We start from the raw sequence: 15424 nt of genomic DNA, 5'->3' as shown, positions 1-15424 counted from the left end.
ACACCCCCTTCGGGCCCAATCTTGAATGGCCCGAACGGACTATGCGTACGCGGCAGATCACCCAGAGGAGTGAGCCGAGGGCATACAAGGCTATCCCGACAAACCGGGACAGTTCAGTTGAGTCACAACGGACGCCCGATGACGCATGAGGCGGATTCGGACAGAGGCCTGCCAGATTCGGGAACAGCCAGGGGGGGTGGAGGTCTTGATACGAAACCGCACTGCTGTGACAGTTGAGAGCAGCTTAGGCCAAGGCATATACGCGTGTCCGGCGAATGAGAACGTAGGCTGCCCCCATGCCAAAGAAGCGCTCGGGCGGAGGTCTGACAGGGACCCAGCAGGCCGCCAAGTTCCTCGGTGTCAGCGTTCTCGCGGGAGCGGTGCTGGCGGGTATCGCCCTGCCCGCCGCCGGTGCGCTGGGACTCGCGGCCAAGGGAACGGTCCAGGGATTCGACGAGATCCCCGCCAACCTCAAGAGGCCCCCGCTGAGTCAGCGCACCACCATCCTGGACTCCAAGGGCGGCCAGATCGCCACGGTCTACTCGCGCGACCGCACGGTCATCAAGCTCGCGGACATCTCGCCGTACATGCAGAAGGCGATCGTCGCCATCGAGGACTCGCGCTTCTACGAGCACGGCGCGATCGACCTCAAGGGCGTACTGCGCGCGCTCAACCGCAACGCCCAGTCGGGCGGCGTCTCCCAGGGCGCTTCGACCCTTACGCAGCAGTATGTGAAGAACGTCTTCGTGGAGGAGGCCGGCGACAACCCCGACAAGGTCGCCCAGGCCACCCAGCAGACGCTCGGCCGCAAGATCCAGGAGCTCAAGTACGCGATCCAGGTCGAGGAAGAGCTGGGCAAGAAGAAGATCCTCGAGAACTACCTCAACATCACCTTCTTCGGCCAGCAGGCGTACGGCGTCGAGGCGGCGGCCCAGCGCTACTACTCCAAGTCGGCCAAGGACCTGAAGGTGGAGGAGGCGGCGATGCTCGCGGGCATCGTCCAGTCGCCGAGCCGCTACGACCCGGTCAATGACACACAGGAGGCGACCAAGCGTCGCAACACCGTGCTGCAGCGCATGGCCGACATCCGCGACATCTCGCAGGCGGAGGCGGACCGGGCGAAGGCGACCCCGGTCAACCTGAAGGTCAGCAAGCCGAAGAACGGCTGCATCACCGCGGTCAGCGGCTCGGGCTTCTTCTGTGACTACGTCCGCGAGGTGTTCCTCTCCGACCCGGTCTTCGGGAAGAACAAGGAGGACCGGGCCAAGATCTGGAACCAGGGCGGCCTGACGATCAGGACGACGCTGGACCCGAAGGCGCAGAAGTCGGCGCAGGCGTCGATAAAGGAACACGTCTACCAGACGGACAGCGTGGCCACCGCGGTGACCATGGTCCAGCCCGGCACCGGCAAGATCATGGCCATGGGCCAGTCCCGGCCGTACGGCTTCGGGAAGACCGAGACGCAGATCAACTACTCGGTCGACAAGCAGAGGGGCGGCTCGAACTACGGCTTCCCGACGGGTTCGACGTTCAAGCCGTTCGTCGCCGCGGCCGCCCTGGAGCAGGGCAGGCCGCCGACGCAGGTCTACCCGGCGCCGTTCAAGATCCCGTACCCGACCGTGCAGACCTGCAGCGGCAACCCGTGGGTGAACACCGACAACGCCGAAGTGCCGAACGAGGACGAGTCCGAGGTCGGCCCGTACGCGCTCAAGGAGGCGATGGCGAAGTCGGTCAACACCTACTTCGTCCAGATGATCGCCGACATCGGCATGTGCCCGGTGATGGAGATGACCACCAAGATGGGCGTCGTCCAGGGCAACGGCGAGAAGCTGCCCGAGGTGCCCGCGATCTCCCTGGGATCCAAGGGTGTTTCGCCCCTCACCATGGCCACCGCGTACGCGACGTTCGCCAACCGCGGTACGTACTGCACCCCGACGGCCATCGAGTCCATCAGGACGGCCGACGGCAAGAGCCTCCGGGTGCCGAAGAGCACCTGCGACAAGGTCATGTCCGAGCGGACGGCCGACACCGTCAACACCCTGCTGCGCGGAGTGGTCGACTCCGGTACTGGCCAGCAGGCCGGTCTGCAGAGCCGGGACAACGCGGGCAAGACCGGTACCACGGACGCCCGTAGGAACGCCTGGTTCGTCGGCTACACCCCGACCCTCTCCGGGGCGGTCTGGGTCGGCAGCCCCACCCAGCAGGTGAAGATGGAGAACATCACCATCGGCGGTCAGTGGCAGGAGAAGGTCTTCGGCGGTCAGGTCCCCGGACCGATCTGGCGCGACGCGATGAGCGGGGCCCTGGAAGGTCAGCCCGCTCCCTCGTTCATCAGCGTGCCGATCCCGGACCCCCCGAAGGAGAAGGACAAGAGGAAGCCCGGCGACGGCAAGCCCGGTGACGACGGCGGCCAGACCAACGGCGGGCAGGAGCCGTTCCCCGGCATCTCGATCCCGCCGGACCTGATCGGCGGCGGCACCAACCGCGGTCAGACGAACGGCGGGAACGGCAACAGTTCGACGGGTGGCTGGCCGGACCTCGGGTAGCCGGCGGATGTGAGGAGGGGCCCGGGTCGCATGCGACCCGGGCCCCTCTTTGTACGTGTGCGAGTCCTCGTGTACGAGCGCCTGGCTTCGTGCACGAGCGCCTGGCTTCGTGTACGAGCGCCTGGCTTCGTACGTCCGCCGGCGCTCAGCCCGCGAGCAGCTTCTTCACCGCGGCGGCCACCCGGCCACCCTCGGCGCGACCGGCCACCTCCGGGTTCACGATCTTCATGACGGCACCCATCGCGCGCGGGCCCTCGGCACCGGCGCCCTTGGCCTCGGCGACAGCCGCCGCGACGATCTGCTCCAGCTCTTCGTCGCTGAGCTGCTGCGGCAGATACGCGTCGAGCAGCACACCTTCCGCCTTCTCCCGCTCGGCCGACTCGGTACGACCGCCCTGCGCGAAGGCATCGGCGGCCTCACGGCGCTTCTTCGCCTCCCTGGCGATCACCTTCTGCACCTCGTCGTCGGAGAGCTCACGGGCCGTCTTGCCCGAGACCTCCTCCTTGGTGATCGCGGTGAGGGTCAGCCGGAGCGTGGAGGAGCGCAGTTCGTCGCGCGCCCTGATCGCGGCAGTGAGGTCTTCCTGCAGCTTGGACTTGAGCGTGGTCATGCCGTCCAGTCTGTCAGGTGCGGCGAAGTGCCCGCCCGCGCATTTCGCGGCGAGGGGCTGCGAGCCACGAGCGCGGAGTCACGGTGTCCATGCGAACCGTGGTTTCCCGGCATCCGTAATACGGCCGACATACGGCGGCCGCTCGGTGGCGATGACGGCGTCGCCTCTCGGCCATCGCCCGTTGAGAGTCTGCCCACGTGCTGGCCATCCGCGTACCCGTCGTCGACACCCGCCGCTGCCAACTGCTGGGGCTGGTGGGCTCGGCAGCGCTCGCCGCAGGCGGGGTGAGTGCGGGGGCGCTGCCCGTACGGGACGCCCTCGCCCCCGAGTCCGGACTGGCGGCGGCGGGCCTGGCCGGCGCGTACTTCGGGCTCGTACTCCTGGTCGCTGCCTGGGCGCTGCTGGGCCGGGCGATACGCGGGCCCGAACCGCCGGACCGCCGTACGCTGCTGCTCACGCTCGTGCTGTGGGCGGCACCGCTGCTGCTGGCGCCGCCGCTGTTCAGCCGGGATGTGTACAGCTACCTCGCGCAGGGCGCGATGGTCGACGCCCGCATCGATGTGTATGTGTACGGCCCTTCCCAGCTCGGTGGACCGCTGACCGACGAGGTGGCACCGCTCTGGCAGCACACCCCGACCCCGTACGGCCCGGTCTTCCTCGCCTTCGCCAACGCCATAAACGACTTCTCCAGCACCCAGTTGTCCACCGGGGTGTTCGGCATGCGGCTGGTCGCGCTGCTCGGGGTCGCCCTGATGGTCGTCTGTCTGCCCACGCTGGCCCGGCACTGCGGGGCGGACCCGGCCGTCGCGCTCTGGCTCGGCGTGCTCAACCCGCTGGTGCTGCTGCATCTCGTCGGCGGGGCCCACAATGACGCGATCATGCTCGGCCTGCTGGGCGCCGGTCTGGTGGCCGCGCTGGGCCGCTGGCCTGTCCTCGCCGTCGTCCTGGTGACGCTGGCCGCTCTGGTGAAGGCGCCCGCGGCTCTGGGGCTGGTGGCCGTCGCGCTGCTCTGGGGCCGGAATCTCGGCGGCCGGTCGGGGCGCGTGAAGGCCGCGCTCGCCGTGGCCGGAATCGCCGCCGCCACCACGGCCGCGACCACCGCCCTGACCGGCACGGGGTACGGGTGGATATCCGCGCTCGACACCCCGGTGTCGCCGCAGAACTGGTCGCTGACCTCGTCACTCGGCCGGATGACCGGGGCCCTGCTGGAGAACGCCAACAGCGGACTGGCCCAATTCGCCGCCCCCGCCTGGCACTTGATGGGACTCGCCGCCACAGCCCTCGCCGTACTCATCGCCTGGCGGCGGCACCACCTGCTGCGCCCGGTGTACGCGCTCGGGCTGAGCCTGACGGCGGTGGCCGTCCTCGGACCGGCGATACGGCCCTGGTACGTGCTGTGGGGGCTGTTCCTGATAGCCGCCGCCGGGCCCGACAGATCCGTACGCAGGGCCGTCGCCGCCGCAAGCGCCGTGCTGGCCCTGGCCGTACTGCCGAGCGGATTCGCGCCGGACGGGGCGCAGGTGGCGCTGGCGACGGGCGGCGGCGTACTCGCGGTGCTGGCGCTGTGGTGCGCCCACCGGTTCATGGGACGTGGCGCGTCGCGCGACCCGCTGGGACGTCTGGGGAGTGCGGCATGACGGGAGACGGGATGACGGGGAACAGTGTGACGGGGAACGGCTTCACGTGGCCGACGAGCACCCGCGGGCGGCTGCTCCTGGTCCTGGGACTCGCGGCCGCCGTCGGGCTCTTCCTCGCGACGGTCCCCCTGCACCGGGACTGGTTCGACCTCGGCGTCTACTACGGAACCGTCGACCACTGGACGGACAGCGGCCGCATCTACGACTACCTGGTGCCGGGGACGCACTACGGCTTCACCTATCCGCCGTTCGCCGCGCTGTGCATGCTGCCGATGACGCTGGTCGACTGGCCGAGCGCCGTCGCGATCAGCCTGCTGCTCAACGCCTCCGCGGGGGCCGCGATCCTGTACTGCTCGGCCGGTGCCGCCATCCGCAGGCAGGGCTGGAGCACGTGGTTCGCCTTCGCCGTAGCGGGCTGCCTGTTCGCGCTGCTCGAGCCGGTCCGCGACACCATCAGCTTCGGGCAGGTCAATCTGCTGCTGCTGGCGCTCGTACTCATCGACGCGTGGCTCCTGTCGGCCGGCCGCGAGCGGTTCCCCCGCCTTGCCCGGTTCGCGGGCATCGGCATCGGCATCGCCGCCGCGATCAAGCTCACGCCGGCCGTCTTCATCGGCTATCTGCTGGTCACCCGGCGCTGGCGTGCCGCCGCCACGGCGACCGGTGTCGCGACCTCGGCCACCCTGCTCGCGCTGTGGGTGGCCCCCGACGCGTCCCGGGTCTACTGGACCGAGGCGATGTGGAACACGGACCGCGTCGGCTCGCTCGCCTATGTCTCCAACCAGTCCTGGCAGGGAGTCCTGGCCCGCCTCTCGGAACCCGACGCCCCCAGCCGTACGGTGTGGGCGCTCGGCGTGATCGTGCTCCTGTGCCTCTGGGCCTGGCGAGTGCGGCGGGCCGCCGCCGCGGGCGACGAGCAGACAGGCTTCGCGCTGACGGGACTGCTCGCCTGCCTGATCAGCCCGGTCACCTGGGTGCACCACCTGGTCTGGCTGCTCCCGGCCCTCGCTGTGCTCATTGACACCGGACTGCTCGCCGCGAAGGGCGGACAGCGGCGGCGCCGGCTGCTGCGGTGGGCCGTCGCCGTCTATGTGGCGCTGTGCAGCAGCGTCGTATGGCTGTGGAGCTGGGACGCGACGGGGGTCGACGGCTTCCTCGGCAGCAATACGTACGTCTGGATCACGCTGGGGCTGCTGCTGGCCCTGCCCGTACGGGAGACCGTGGGGGTGGCGGAGGTGGTCAAGATGCCTGGGGTGGCGAAGGTGCCTGGGGCGGCCGAGGTGCCCGCCCGGCGTCCTCCCCCTGAGGGGTCTGCCACGATGGACGCATGCGCGCACGCTACGGAGTACCCCTGGGAATCACGGCAGCCGCCGCGGTCGGCCTCGCCTACGCCGCCGGCGTCGAGACCCGCTCCTTCCGGCTCCGACGGCTGACGGTGCCGATACTGCCGCGGGGCATGCGGCCGCTGCGCGTACTCCAGGTCTCCGACATCCACATGGTCAGCGGCCAGCGCAAGAAGCGCGCCTGGCTGCAGTCGCTCGCGGGACTGCGCCCGGACTTCGTCGTCAACACGGGCGACAACCTCTCCGACCCGGAGGGCGTCCCGGAGGTCCTGGACGCGCTCGGCCCGCTGATGGACTTTCCCGGCGTCTATGTCTTCGGCTCGAACGACTACTACGGCCCCCAGCTCCGTAACCCGGCCCGCTATCTCTTCGAGAAGGCCCAGGGCCGCCACGGCCTGAACGGCAACGCACCGGCCGTCGGCGTGGTCCACAACCCGTGGGAGGACCTGCGGAACGCGTTCGACGCGGCGGGCTGGGCGGGCCTGAACAACACGCGCGGCCGGCTGAAGCTGGACGGCTACGAGATCGCGTTCACCGGCCTCGACGACCCGCACATCAAGCGCGACCGCTACGAGCTGGTCGCGGGCGGCCCGGAGACGGACGCCGACCTGTCGCTGGCGGTGGTCCACGCCCCGTATCTGCGCACCCTCGACGCTTTCACGGCGGACGGCTACCCCTTGATCCTGGCGGGCCACACGCACGGCGGGCAGCTGTGCATCCCCTTCTACGGGGCGCTGGTCACCAACTGCGATCTGGACACGGACCGGGTGAAGGGCCTCTCCACGCACCGGTCCGGGGGTATCGGGGCGGTCCGGGGCCGGGGCCTGGAGGAACGTCTCGTACCTGCATGTCTCGGCGGGCTGCGGCACGAGCCGCTACACGCCGGTCGCTTCGCGTGCCCACCGGAGGCGACGCTGCTGACGCTGACGGAGCGGGTCTGAGGGCGTGTACCGACGGGCGTGATGTCGGGCTGTGGGGCGTAGGCGGGGGCGGCGGTGGGGGCGCGAAAACCGGATTTCGCCTCCAGGCGCGGGTGGGCTAAAGTAATCGATGTCGCCGCGACAGCGGTGACATCGGGGTGTAGCGCAGCTTGGCAGCGCGCTTCGTTCGGGACGAAGAGGTCGTGGGTTCAAATCCCGCCACCCCGACAGCTGTAACACCAGGTCAGGCCCGGTCTTCCATCATGGAAGACCGGGCCTGACCTGCGTTCTGGACGTTTCGGGAGTGACTGGGGAGTGGATCAAGGAAATCCACTCCCGGCATGTGGATCTCCGTACTGATCGGAGACCCAGGTGTCAACGATGATCGTCAGTTTTAGACCCAGTTGAGTCGCAGCGCGGACCGAGTTTCCCTACATCATCAAGGCTCGCTCCGCTCGCTGCCCGACCCGGGTCCGGTCGCAGCCCAGCCACATCGGCCGGACTCTGTCCCATGCCTGCCATGCGCCCAAGTGGCCCCAGAAGACGCCAAGCACACCAGCACTCCCAAGCCCGGGGGAAGAGGCGGACGCTCGGGAGAACACCACACTCGACGCATCGAACGTCTGCATTCCCGGCCTCCTGAACTGCGTAGCAGTCTGATCAGAGATCAGAGGTGCCGCGCACAGCGCGGCGGCGCCGGCTGGACGCCGCCGCGCTTGCCCCTCCATGTCTACGCCACCGGGGCCGCACGTCGTCGCCCACCCGCGCCCACAAAGGGGCGAAAGAACCAGGCCGGGGGTGGGGACGGACGGCTCCACGGCTCTACCCACCTCCCCGATCCGGGACCCGCGTCGAGCAAGACCAGGGGGCCACTCGAACACATTGCGGGCAGGGAACAAACCTGCCCGAGCAGCCGGAAAGCGTACGGCCCCCTGATCATGCCCGACCCCCAACCAGGCAGGACACCGGCCAAACCCGCTCCGCCGACCTCGGCCCATCGCTTCAAGCCGTGCAGACAAAATCGTGCCCCAACCCGGGCCCCAGGATCAAAATGGCGCAATGAGTATGAAGATGACAGAGCCTTATGCCACCACCATCGCGGCTGTCGCGCCGGTGCTCTTGCTCGTCGCCGTAGTTGAGGTTCAGCAGATCACCCAGAGGACGCGACAGGACAGCGCTGCGATGACCGCCGCCTATCGCGACGCCGCTGCCAAGTTGAGGGCCAGGGAAGCAGGCGTATCTCCGGGAGAGCTACAAGAGATACGCGCCCGCGTCCAGCAACTGGAGAGCGAACACAATGCAGGTCTGCAGGGGTTCGCCCGAGTGCTCTACTACGTTTGGGCCTTCACCGCAACGGCCCTAGTGGCGGTCGTGAGCCTGGCTCTCACGTGGCTTGGCCGCGGATCGGGAGACGCCGATCCATTCATGGCATGGTTCTGCTTCAGCGCCCTCTTATGGGGAACGTTCGTGGTGGTCAACATGCCAGTGGTCGCATGGATCGCTCAGAGTCGTCAAGAGATCAAGTCGGCTGAGGCATACGGACGTGCCAGGGATCGCGCATTGAGTGAGGCCCAAGAACCGTAGTAGACGAACGAGGCTTGTGCGATGGGCAGTCGCAAGTGGCACGGCTCTGCGTTCCACTGGTCTGGGCCCGCCACCAGAACTCGCTCGGGAGGTGACGCCGGTCCTGAGCGACTGGCGGGCCAGCTTCGATCCGCCGAGGACCAACTCGTCAGGGTCCTCCACGCCCGCACGGCGGAGGAACTCGATCACGTCAGCGTCCGACCGCGCGAGGCCGAGGATTTGCTCATCGCCCTCGACACGGACGGTGAGGCGCCGCCCGCCCGACGGGGAGATCCGGTGCACGACCATCGGGGCGTGTTCCATACCCATAACCCATACCTCCAGGCTGCGCCGGGACGCTGGTCACAGCGCGCCGAGCGCAGTATCCGGGCGGCAGAATTGGCACGCCTCGACACCCTCGTGGGCGCCTGCCGCGCCTCTCCCGCGTGATCCGCTTACTGAGCGGGGCCGGCATCCCGCAGGAGCCAGGGGTGCGGGGCGCTGTGGACGGAGGGCGGCGTGATCGCGGCGTAGCTCACGCAGCCGCATGAACCTTACACAAAACGATCAAACTCGCATACGATGCGCCCGCGCAGGATCAACTCCTGCCCCGGAAAGGACAGTTCTGTGAACAAGATACGCCGCGCCGTCACGGTGGCCGCCGCCGCCACGAGTGCTGTCGTCCTCGCGTCGACGCCCGCCTCGGCCTACCCCACCTGGCAGCCGTGGGTTCCCAACGCCTTCTCCTACTGCGGCCCGACAACGCACAGCGACCCGTCGACCAAGGTCATCCATCAGGCCTGCATTATTGAAAACCTGACCCATGCGCAGGGCGTCCTCCTCGTGCGAAACAACGCAACGGTGAACATCCTCATCGACGAGGGCACAGTCACTTGGAGGAGAAAAGACGGCAGTTTCATAACCAGAGTCAACTGCAACGAGAAGGTGGTCCGACCCGGCGAACTGACCGCCTGCTACGGGGAAACGATTTACGCGTCTCCGGGAGACAAGGCCATTGGCAGTTACGGCTACAACAACTCCTACAACATTACGGAGCCTGTGATCAACAAGTAGTAGTAGCCGGAATCACGGCGGCGGCTCGGCCCACACATCCGTGCCGCCACCCCGCCACTCGATCAGATCCGGGTCCCCCGTGCCGAACACCCGGAAGGCGCGGCGCAGGGCCGGGCTCCGTGCCACAACCGCGCCAGATCGAGCGGGGAGCCACGGGGAACCGCGGTCGTTGACAGTGCGCGCGGCCTGCGTCCGTCGAAGTCGACGTGCCGCAGGTCAGGCCCCAACTCGCCCCACCACGCTCCTAAAGCGGTGGTCCCGGGGGAAGTCAGGGCCGTTGCAGTACAGCAGCGAAGTACAGCAACCAGCGCGACCGCAGCCCACCAGCATCAGCCCCAGGCACCCCGGCTGACCAGTCGATCGGACCTCAGCGACCGCCCCGCCGATAGTTCGGGACGAAGAGGTCGTGGGTTCAAATCCCGCCACCCCGACAGAGAAGTACCAGGTCAAGGGCCTGATCCTCATTGAGGATCAGGCCCTTCCTGCGTCTCCGGTGATCGTTTGGGAGAAATCTGGGAGAAGATCTTGGTCGGGGTCTCCCAGCAGATGATCGTCGAGCAGAGACAACACGTCTCGGTTGCGTTGACCCGCACCTACAGGTTCGCGAACAGACAGTCGCCAGATCGATCACAGAGGCGTCCCGGAAGGTAGCGCCAAGCGCCTTGATCACATCCGTGGACGTGACCAGGCGAGGGAGCGCGATCGGGAAACGCGACGTGCTTGTCAGTGATGAGTCAGATCGTCGTTTCCCACGGTTCAAACGGGCCAAGGCGATGGAGGACGGGCACACAAGTGGGTGCCGTCATGACCCAGGTTGCCCGAGGGCGAAAACCTGTCGTTCACACCCCGTCCGGCGCTATGCTCCCATCAGGCGACCACGCTCGCTGTTACGTCGGACCTGGGTTCCTCCCGCAGTCACCCGGGGTTGAGGGCGCAAAGTGCCGTTGGGCACGCGTGATGCAGAACTGTCGTTCCTCCTATGGGGCGCAGTGGGCGGGAGCACTGGCACGTGCCCATCAGGAGCCGGACATGACGCTCAACAAAGACATCGCCAAACTCGCCCACCGTATCCGGCGCGAGTCCGGGGACGTCATCCCCTTCCAGCAGGCACGGTTGACTGCCTCAGGTCAGTTGGGCGCACTCCCCGTCCACACCATTGCGCCCCAGGAGCGGATCCCGCTCCGTGTCGAATACACCGGGGAGAGTGACGCCGCCGCCCAATCCGCGATCGACCATGACACTCATGGGTTGGGCCTGGACCACTGCTCGGACGACCAGCGTGCCTTCAGGGCCCTGCTGGCGCTCGCGCTCTTCAACGGCAACGTGTACACGGGTCCGACGGCCAGATGGAACTACGCGGTTGTCGCCTCGTACGACCCTGTGATGTCGCCCCGCCGCGACCAGTTGGTGATGGTGGCGGAACGCGCCCCGGACAACGTGGCCACGCGATTGTTGGCTACCGAGGGCGCTGGCTCACGGGGCATGCCTGGGCTACGGCACGAAGTGAGCTACGCGTGCCACGGGCAGCGCTCTTTGTGCCTGCGTCATCTGCCCACCGGTGCATTGCTGACGATCACCGGTGACCCGGACGGTTGCCCGCGCGGCAACAAGCGCAGCCTCGGTCCCCGACACCGCTATCTCACGATCGACCACCATGTCACCGAGCACGAGCGCCGTGCACTGGCTGCGATCCCCCCGCTCTCGCACGACGCCACGGCCCTGCTGGCTGGTCTCGTCTCGCGCTACAACCTGGTTGACCGGAGAGGCCGTTGGGCGACCAGTCTGTCCTGGGACCCTCTGGAGCGCCCCGGCGCCGAACACAGGAGGGAGCCTGATGTGAGGCTGCACGGCGCCGTGCGCCGGCTCTGGGGCTCCGGGGACTCGTGGGCCTTCCGCTGGACCGGTTATCCAGAGCCCTATGACCTGGCTATGGCTCTGACCCACCGGGAGGTCGGAATCAAGGGCGCAAGGCTGACCCACCATGGCGGCGCCTTCCGCGTGACCCTGGGCACCGCCTCGCTTGAGCTGTCCGATGAGAAGGGCTGATCCGTGCCGTTTCTTGCCGAACACCCAGAGTCCGCACCCGTGCTGGTGACCGCTGTCGTCCTCGGAGTCCTCCGCTTCACGTTCCCGAGGGACTCGCGCCATCGCCTGGAGTTGTGGAAGGCAGTCCTTGAGCACCGGCGTCAGCGGTGGCACGTGACAGAGCGCCGCCGTGCGGCCGGAAAGCGTAGAGAACCTGTTCAACCGGAACAGGCAGTGGAAGCACCAGAACTTGGCACCGTGCCGACAGCGGATTCTTGATCCGTTGTTCACAGCCAAGTGCGCTCCATCGGAAGCCGCATCCATGCGAACGAACGCACGGCACTCCTACCAAGCCTGAACAGAGCCGACCTCAGGTCCGAGACGCTCTTCCTCGCTGCCATCCGAAGCAGGGCCTGGCTCTAGCCCTGCTGAATTCAGCGGAGTCTCTCCGAGCGTCGGATCCTTCAGCCTGGAAAGAGCTGGAGGGCTGCAGGCGCCTCACCGGCCACATGCTCCGACGAGGCATCAAGGGACAACCGAGGGCGTGTCATCGTCGCCGTGGCATAGACCTCGTTGGCCAGATCGAAGGGCAGACCTGATCGCGCAACGAGTTCGTCGAACGGCACGCCAGTCTCCTCACACAACCGCACTGCCTTCTCCAGCAACAACGGAGCCTCACGAGGGCCCAGTTCGCACGGCTCTGGATCACCATTCTGGGCAAGCAGCATCATTGCTCGCTTGTAGGTCGATTCCCGGAACACGCCAAGCGCATGAGCGCGATAGACAAGCGACTTCAGTGAGGTCCCCCAGCGCCTCTTGAGCGCGTAGAGAGCCTCCCAATCAAGCCGCTTCGGCAGCTCATCGGCGATCTCGGCGCCGGGCATCAGGAACGGGCCACGGCTCGCCGAGTAGCGGCACGGGTCGCGCCTCCTGCGGGGCCTTCTTCGGGTACCAGCCAGAGGCTGCCGGGGTGAACAGCCAAGTGGCGAAGCCGTTTCGGCGCCAGTGGGCTGCGTGCTCCGACACCGTGCCGCCCCGCACGAACCCGAGGTCTGCGATGGCCTTCTCCACTCGCGCCCGCGTGACCTCAGCGACGCGGTCAGGGCGATTGAGTCGTGTGCATCGTGAAGTCGCAGGTCACGGGTCTGGTGTGAGCAGCGATTCGGGACCGTCCGCAACCACCTCCTCAACGGCGTGCTCGTCACCGGCATGAGCGACAGCAACGGCGGCCTCGCCAGGGGCAGCGACGGCTATCGGCACCTCGATCCGGCCAAGTTCCCCCCGTTGAAGGGCTTTCGGGTGCGCTACGTCACCGCTCACGCGAACGGCCTCTACGGCATCTATGCGTTCAACGCCCAGCATGGCGTCCTGGAACACAACCACGCCTCGGGCAGCGCCGACTCCGGGCTCTACGTCGGCCAGTGCAAAGCCCTGCCACATCCTCGTCCGCGACAACGTCGCCGAGCACAACGCCATCGGCTACGAGGGGACCAATGCCAGTGGGCCGATCTGGGTGCTGCGCAACCGCTTCACCGGAAACCGGGTCGGGCTGACGGTCAACTCCGACTACCTGGAGGCGTACGTCCCCCAGCGGGGCGGCACCATCGCCGGAAACCTGATCGCCGACAACGCGGACCCGGCCACCCCCGAACAGGCCGACGGCGCCTTCGGCATCGGCATCGGCATCGCCGGCGGGCAGCGCAACGAACTCCTCCGCAACCGGATCACCGGCAACCCCCGGGCAGGCGTCGTACTCGCCTCCAACGAGGACCTCGCCCCGAGGGAGAACCGCCTCCGCGAGAACACGCTCACCGGCAACGGCGTGGACGTCGCCTACCGTGCCTCCGTGCGAGCGCCAGGGCGCGGGAACTGCCTGGACGGCAACACCCTGAGCACCACCCTGCCCACCGACCTGAAGTCCATCGCCGCCTGCCCGCACGGCCATCCCGAAGCCGCCGGCCCGTCCCCGCGCACCGACCCGGCACCTCCCGGCATCCCCTTCCTGGACATTGCCCCGCCGCCGGCGCAGCCCCAGCTCCCGGACGCCGCGACCGCGCCCGCCGCTCCCGCCGACGGACTGCCGGGACCCGTCGATCCCGGCCGGGTACCGTTGCCCGGCGCAGACCTGTTCGCCGACCGCAGCCGACCGACGACCACCGCCCGATGACGCCGCGCGTCACCCGCAGGCCCGTCCGGGCCGCGCTCCTGCTGGCCGTGCTGCTCGCCTCGGCGGCCTGCACCGGGCCCGCCGCCGACCGGCCCGCCGGCGACCGGGCGGCACTGACGCAGCAACAGGCCGAGCTCCTCGCGCTGACCCGGTTCACCAACTACCGCAGCGCCACCGGAACCGTCAGTGCCACCATCCCGGTGCCGGGCCGGACCCTCCGGCTCGACGGCCGACTCGACTGGCGCGCGCACACCGGCTACGCGGAACTGCGCGACGAGACCCCCGGAGCCCCCACCCACTGGCGCCACCTGCTCCGCTGGAACCGCACCACAGTCTCGGCCCGCTTCAACTGGACCGGCCCGCGACCCGACAAGCCTCCGGCCGACGGCTGGAGCGAGCGTCGCCTGGAACCCCGCTCGGCCACCGTGGACAGCACCCTGCTCCTGCTGCTCTCGCTCGGCTCCGACCGGCCCGAGAACGCCCAGCTCCTCGTCCGCAGCAGCGCACATGTCCTCGGACACGAGAAGATCTCCGGGGTCCCGGTCACGGTCTTCTCCGGCCCCGGCAGCGCCGACGCGCCCGCCCCCGCAGCGCCGTCCGCACCCGGGACGCCGGGCCGCACCCGCTACTGGGTCGACGCCGACGGCGGCCTGCGCCGCTTCGCCGCACGCCTGGGAGGCTCCGGCACCTGGATGACCGCCGACATCTCCCGACAGCCGCCGCCACCCGCCACCCCGCGGCCTCTGCCACCCCGTGACAGCTTCACCAAGCCGCCGGGAGCCATCTGGGAGCCGATTCGCTCCCCGCCTGGCTCCAACGGTGCGCCATGCTCGTCCGAGTGACTGTGCAGCCCGTCGCGCGCTCGGTTAGCGTTGTCAGGCGAAGGCGGACTGATCCCGGAAGGGTGGCTCGGTCGTGAACCTACTGAAGATCCTCCCGATGGCGTTCGTGATGATCGCCGGTCCGCAGATCCTCAGCGCCATCTTCCTCGCGACGAGCGAAAACTGGCGCCGCAACTCGGCCGCTTATATCGCCGGTGCGGCCCTGTCCATCACCGGGTTCGTCACGGTCGCGTTCTTCGTGGGCTCGGGCGTCTCCGACGCCGGGGCGTCGAACGACACGCTTGACATCGTGGTCCTGGTCCTTCTTGTTGCTGCGGCGCTCCACACATTCCTCAAGCGGAAGGAATCGAAGCCGCCGAAATGGATGGGCAAGCTGGAGGTTGCGAGCCCGAGGTTCTCATTCAGGCTCGGCTTCCTGCTGCTGGGTGTGTTCCCGACCGACATCCTCACCTCGTGGGCCGTCGGCACCTATCTGTCAAACCACGGCGATCCGTGGTGGCACTTGCTTCCTTTCGTGCTGCTCACCCTGCTGCTGCTGGCGCTACCGGCGCTCCTGCTTCTGCTGTTCGGTCAACGGGGGCAGGAATTCCTGCCGAAGGCTCGCGACTGGATGAACACGCACTCGTGGGTCGTCGGTGAGATCGTCATCATGTTCTTCATCGCCATCGCCGCCAACAGTCTCGCTGGGTAGCAGCGACGC

13 protein-coding genes, 1 tRNA gene and 2 pseudogenes are annotated in these 15424 nt (G+C 68.1%); 11 read left to right on the top strand and 5 right to left on the bottom strand.

The features are described from left to right. Positions 1–296: 296 nt before the first annotated feature. Positions 297–2546, top strand: a complete 2250-nt coding sequence (locus tag SLUN_RS21905; protein ID WP_108150844.1) for a transglycosylase domain-containing protein — start codon at positions 297–299, stop codon at positions 2544–2546. 145 nt (positions 2547–2691) lie between these two features. On the opposite strand, the gene SLUN_RS21900 is transcribed toward SLUN_RS21905, so the two are convergent. After that, on the bottom strand, positions 2692–3156 hold the full coding sequence (locus tag SLUN_RS21900) for a GatB/YqeY domain-containing protein (RefSeq protein WP_108150842.1): 465 nt from the start codon (positions 3154–3156) through the stop codon (positions 2692–2694). Positions 3157–3353: 197 nt separating this feature from the next. Between SLUN_RS21900 and mptB the strand changes: the two genes are divergently transcribed. From mptB to SLUN_RS39545, 5 genes and pseudogenes are all read left to right on the top strand, one after another. Then, positions 3354–4793, top strand: a complete 1440-nt coding sequence (gene mptB / locus SLUN_RS21895; protein ID WP_371413840.1) for a polyprenol phosphomannose-dependent alpha 1,6 mannosyltransferase MptB — start codon at positions 3354–3356, stop codon at positions 4791–4793. Continuing rightward, complete coding sequence (locus tag SLUN_RS21890; RefSeq protein WP_254709884.1) at positions 4790–6223, top strand: glycosyltransferase 87 family protein; 1434 nt, start codon at positions 4790–4792, stop codon at positions 6221–6223. The genes mptB and SLUN_RS21890 overlap by 4 nt, the downstream gene beginning before the upstream one ends. Beyond that, positions 6118–7074 (top strand): annotated as a pseudogene (locus SLUN_RS21885) (metallophosphoesterase). The gene SLUN_RS21890 and the pseudogene SLUN_RS21885 overlap by 106 nt, the downstream one beginning before the upstream one ends. A gap of 133 nt (positions 7075–7207) precedes the next feature. Then, positions 7208–7281, top strand: a tRNA-Pro gene (locus SLUN_RS21880). A gap of 831 nt (positions 7282–8112) precedes the next feature. Further along, the gene (locus tag SLUN_RS39545) at positions 8113–8637 is read left to right on the top strand and encodes a hypothetical protein (RefSeq protein ID WP_159100301.1); all 525 of its coding nucleotides are present in this window, start codon (positions 8113–8115) and stop codon (positions 8635–8637) included. A gap of 342 nt (positions 8638–8979) precedes the next feature. Here SLUN_RS39545 and SLUN_RS42710 read toward each other — a convergent pair whose 3' ends face one another. Beyond that, positions 8980–9165 (bottom strand): DUF6233 domain-containing protein, encoded by a 186-nt coding sequence (locus SLUN_RS42710; protein WP_503461801.1) that lies wholly within the window; start codon positions 9163–9165, stop codon positions 8980–8982. 78 nt (positions 9166–9243) lie between these two features. On the opposite strand from SLUN_RS42710, the gene SLUN_RS21865 reads away from it, so the two are divergent. Both SLUN_RS21865 and SLUN_RS21860 read left to right on the top strand, forming a co-directional pair. Next, positions 9244–9690, top strand: a complete 447-nt coding sequence (locus tag SLUN_RS21865; RefSeq protein WP_108150834.1) for a hypothetical protein — start codon at positions 9244–9246, stop codon at positions 9688–9690. Positions 9691–10719: 1029 nt separating this feature from the next. Continuing rightward, positions 10720–11736, top strand: a complete 1017-nt coding sequence (locus tag SLUN_RS21860) for a hypothetical protein (RefSeq protein ID WP_108150833.1) — start codon at positions 10720–10722, stop codon at positions 11734–11736. A 443-nt stretch (positions 11737–12179) separates the two neighbouring features. Here the strand turns inward: SLUN_RS21860 and SLUN_RS21855 are convergent, their stop codons facing one another. The 3 genes and pseudogenes from SLUN_RS21855 to SLUN_RS40505 all read right to left on the bottom strand — a co-directional run bounded on the left by SLUN_RS21855 (position 12180) and on the right by SLUN_RS40505 (position 13092). Further along, on the bottom strand, positions 12180–12599 hold the full coding sequence (locus tag SLUN_RS21855; RefSeq protein ID WP_108150831.1) for an ImmA/IrrE family metallo-endopeptidase: 420 nt from the start codon (positions 12597–12599) through the stop codon (positions 12180–12182). Beyond that, a pseudogene (locus tag SLUN_RS41420) lies at positions 12586–12828 on the bottom strand (LacI family transcriptional regulator); the annotation flags it as partial. The gene SLUN_RS21855 and the pseudogene SLUN_RS41420, both read right to left, overlap by 14 nt. A gap of 24 nt (positions 12829–12852) precedes the next feature. Further along, positions 12853–13092 carry a hypothetical protein gene (locus SLUN_RS40505; RefSeq protein WP_217506079.1) on the bottom strand — a complete coding sequence of 80 codons (240 nt, stop codon included), beginning with the start codon at positions 13090–13092 and terminating at the stop codon, positions 12853–12855. On the opposite strand from SLUN_RS40505, the gene SLUN_RS21845 reads away from it, so the two are divergent. From SLUN_RS21845 to SLUN_RS21835, 3 genes are all read left to right on the top strand, one after another. Further along, the gene (locus SLUN_RS21845) at positions 13076–13882 is read left to right on the top strand and encodes a right-handed parallel beta-helix repeat-containing protein (RefSeq protein ID WP_217506080.1); all 807 of its coding nucleotides are present in this window, start codon (positions 13076–13078) and stop codon (positions 13880–13882) included. The genes SLUN_RS40505 and SLUN_RS21845 overlap by 17 nt on opposite strands. Beyond that, positions 13879–14724 (top strand): hypothetical protein, encoded by an 846-nt coding sequence (locus SLUN_RS21840; RefSeq protein ID WP_108150829.1) that lies wholly within the window; start codon positions 13879–13881, stop codon positions 14722–14724. Before SLUN_RS21845 ends, SLUN_RS21840 begins: the two co-directional genes overlap by 4 nt. Before the next feature lie 73 nt (positions 14725–14797). Further along, complete coding sequence (locus tag SLUN_RS21835; RefSeq protein ID WP_108150827.1) at positions 14798–15415, top strand: GAP family protein; 618 nt, start codon at positions 14798–14800, stop codon at positions 15413–15415. Positions 15416–15424: the final 9 nt, after the last annotated feature.

It is taken from the genome of Streptomyces lunaelactis, from assembly GCF_003054555.1.
GTDB lineage: Bacteria > Actinomycetota > Actinomycetes > Streptomycetales > Streptomycetaceae > Streptomyces > Streptomyces lunaelactis.
The sequence above is the reverse complement of the archived record's forward strand: the minus strand, read 5'-3'. Positions and strand labels throughout refer to the sequence as shown.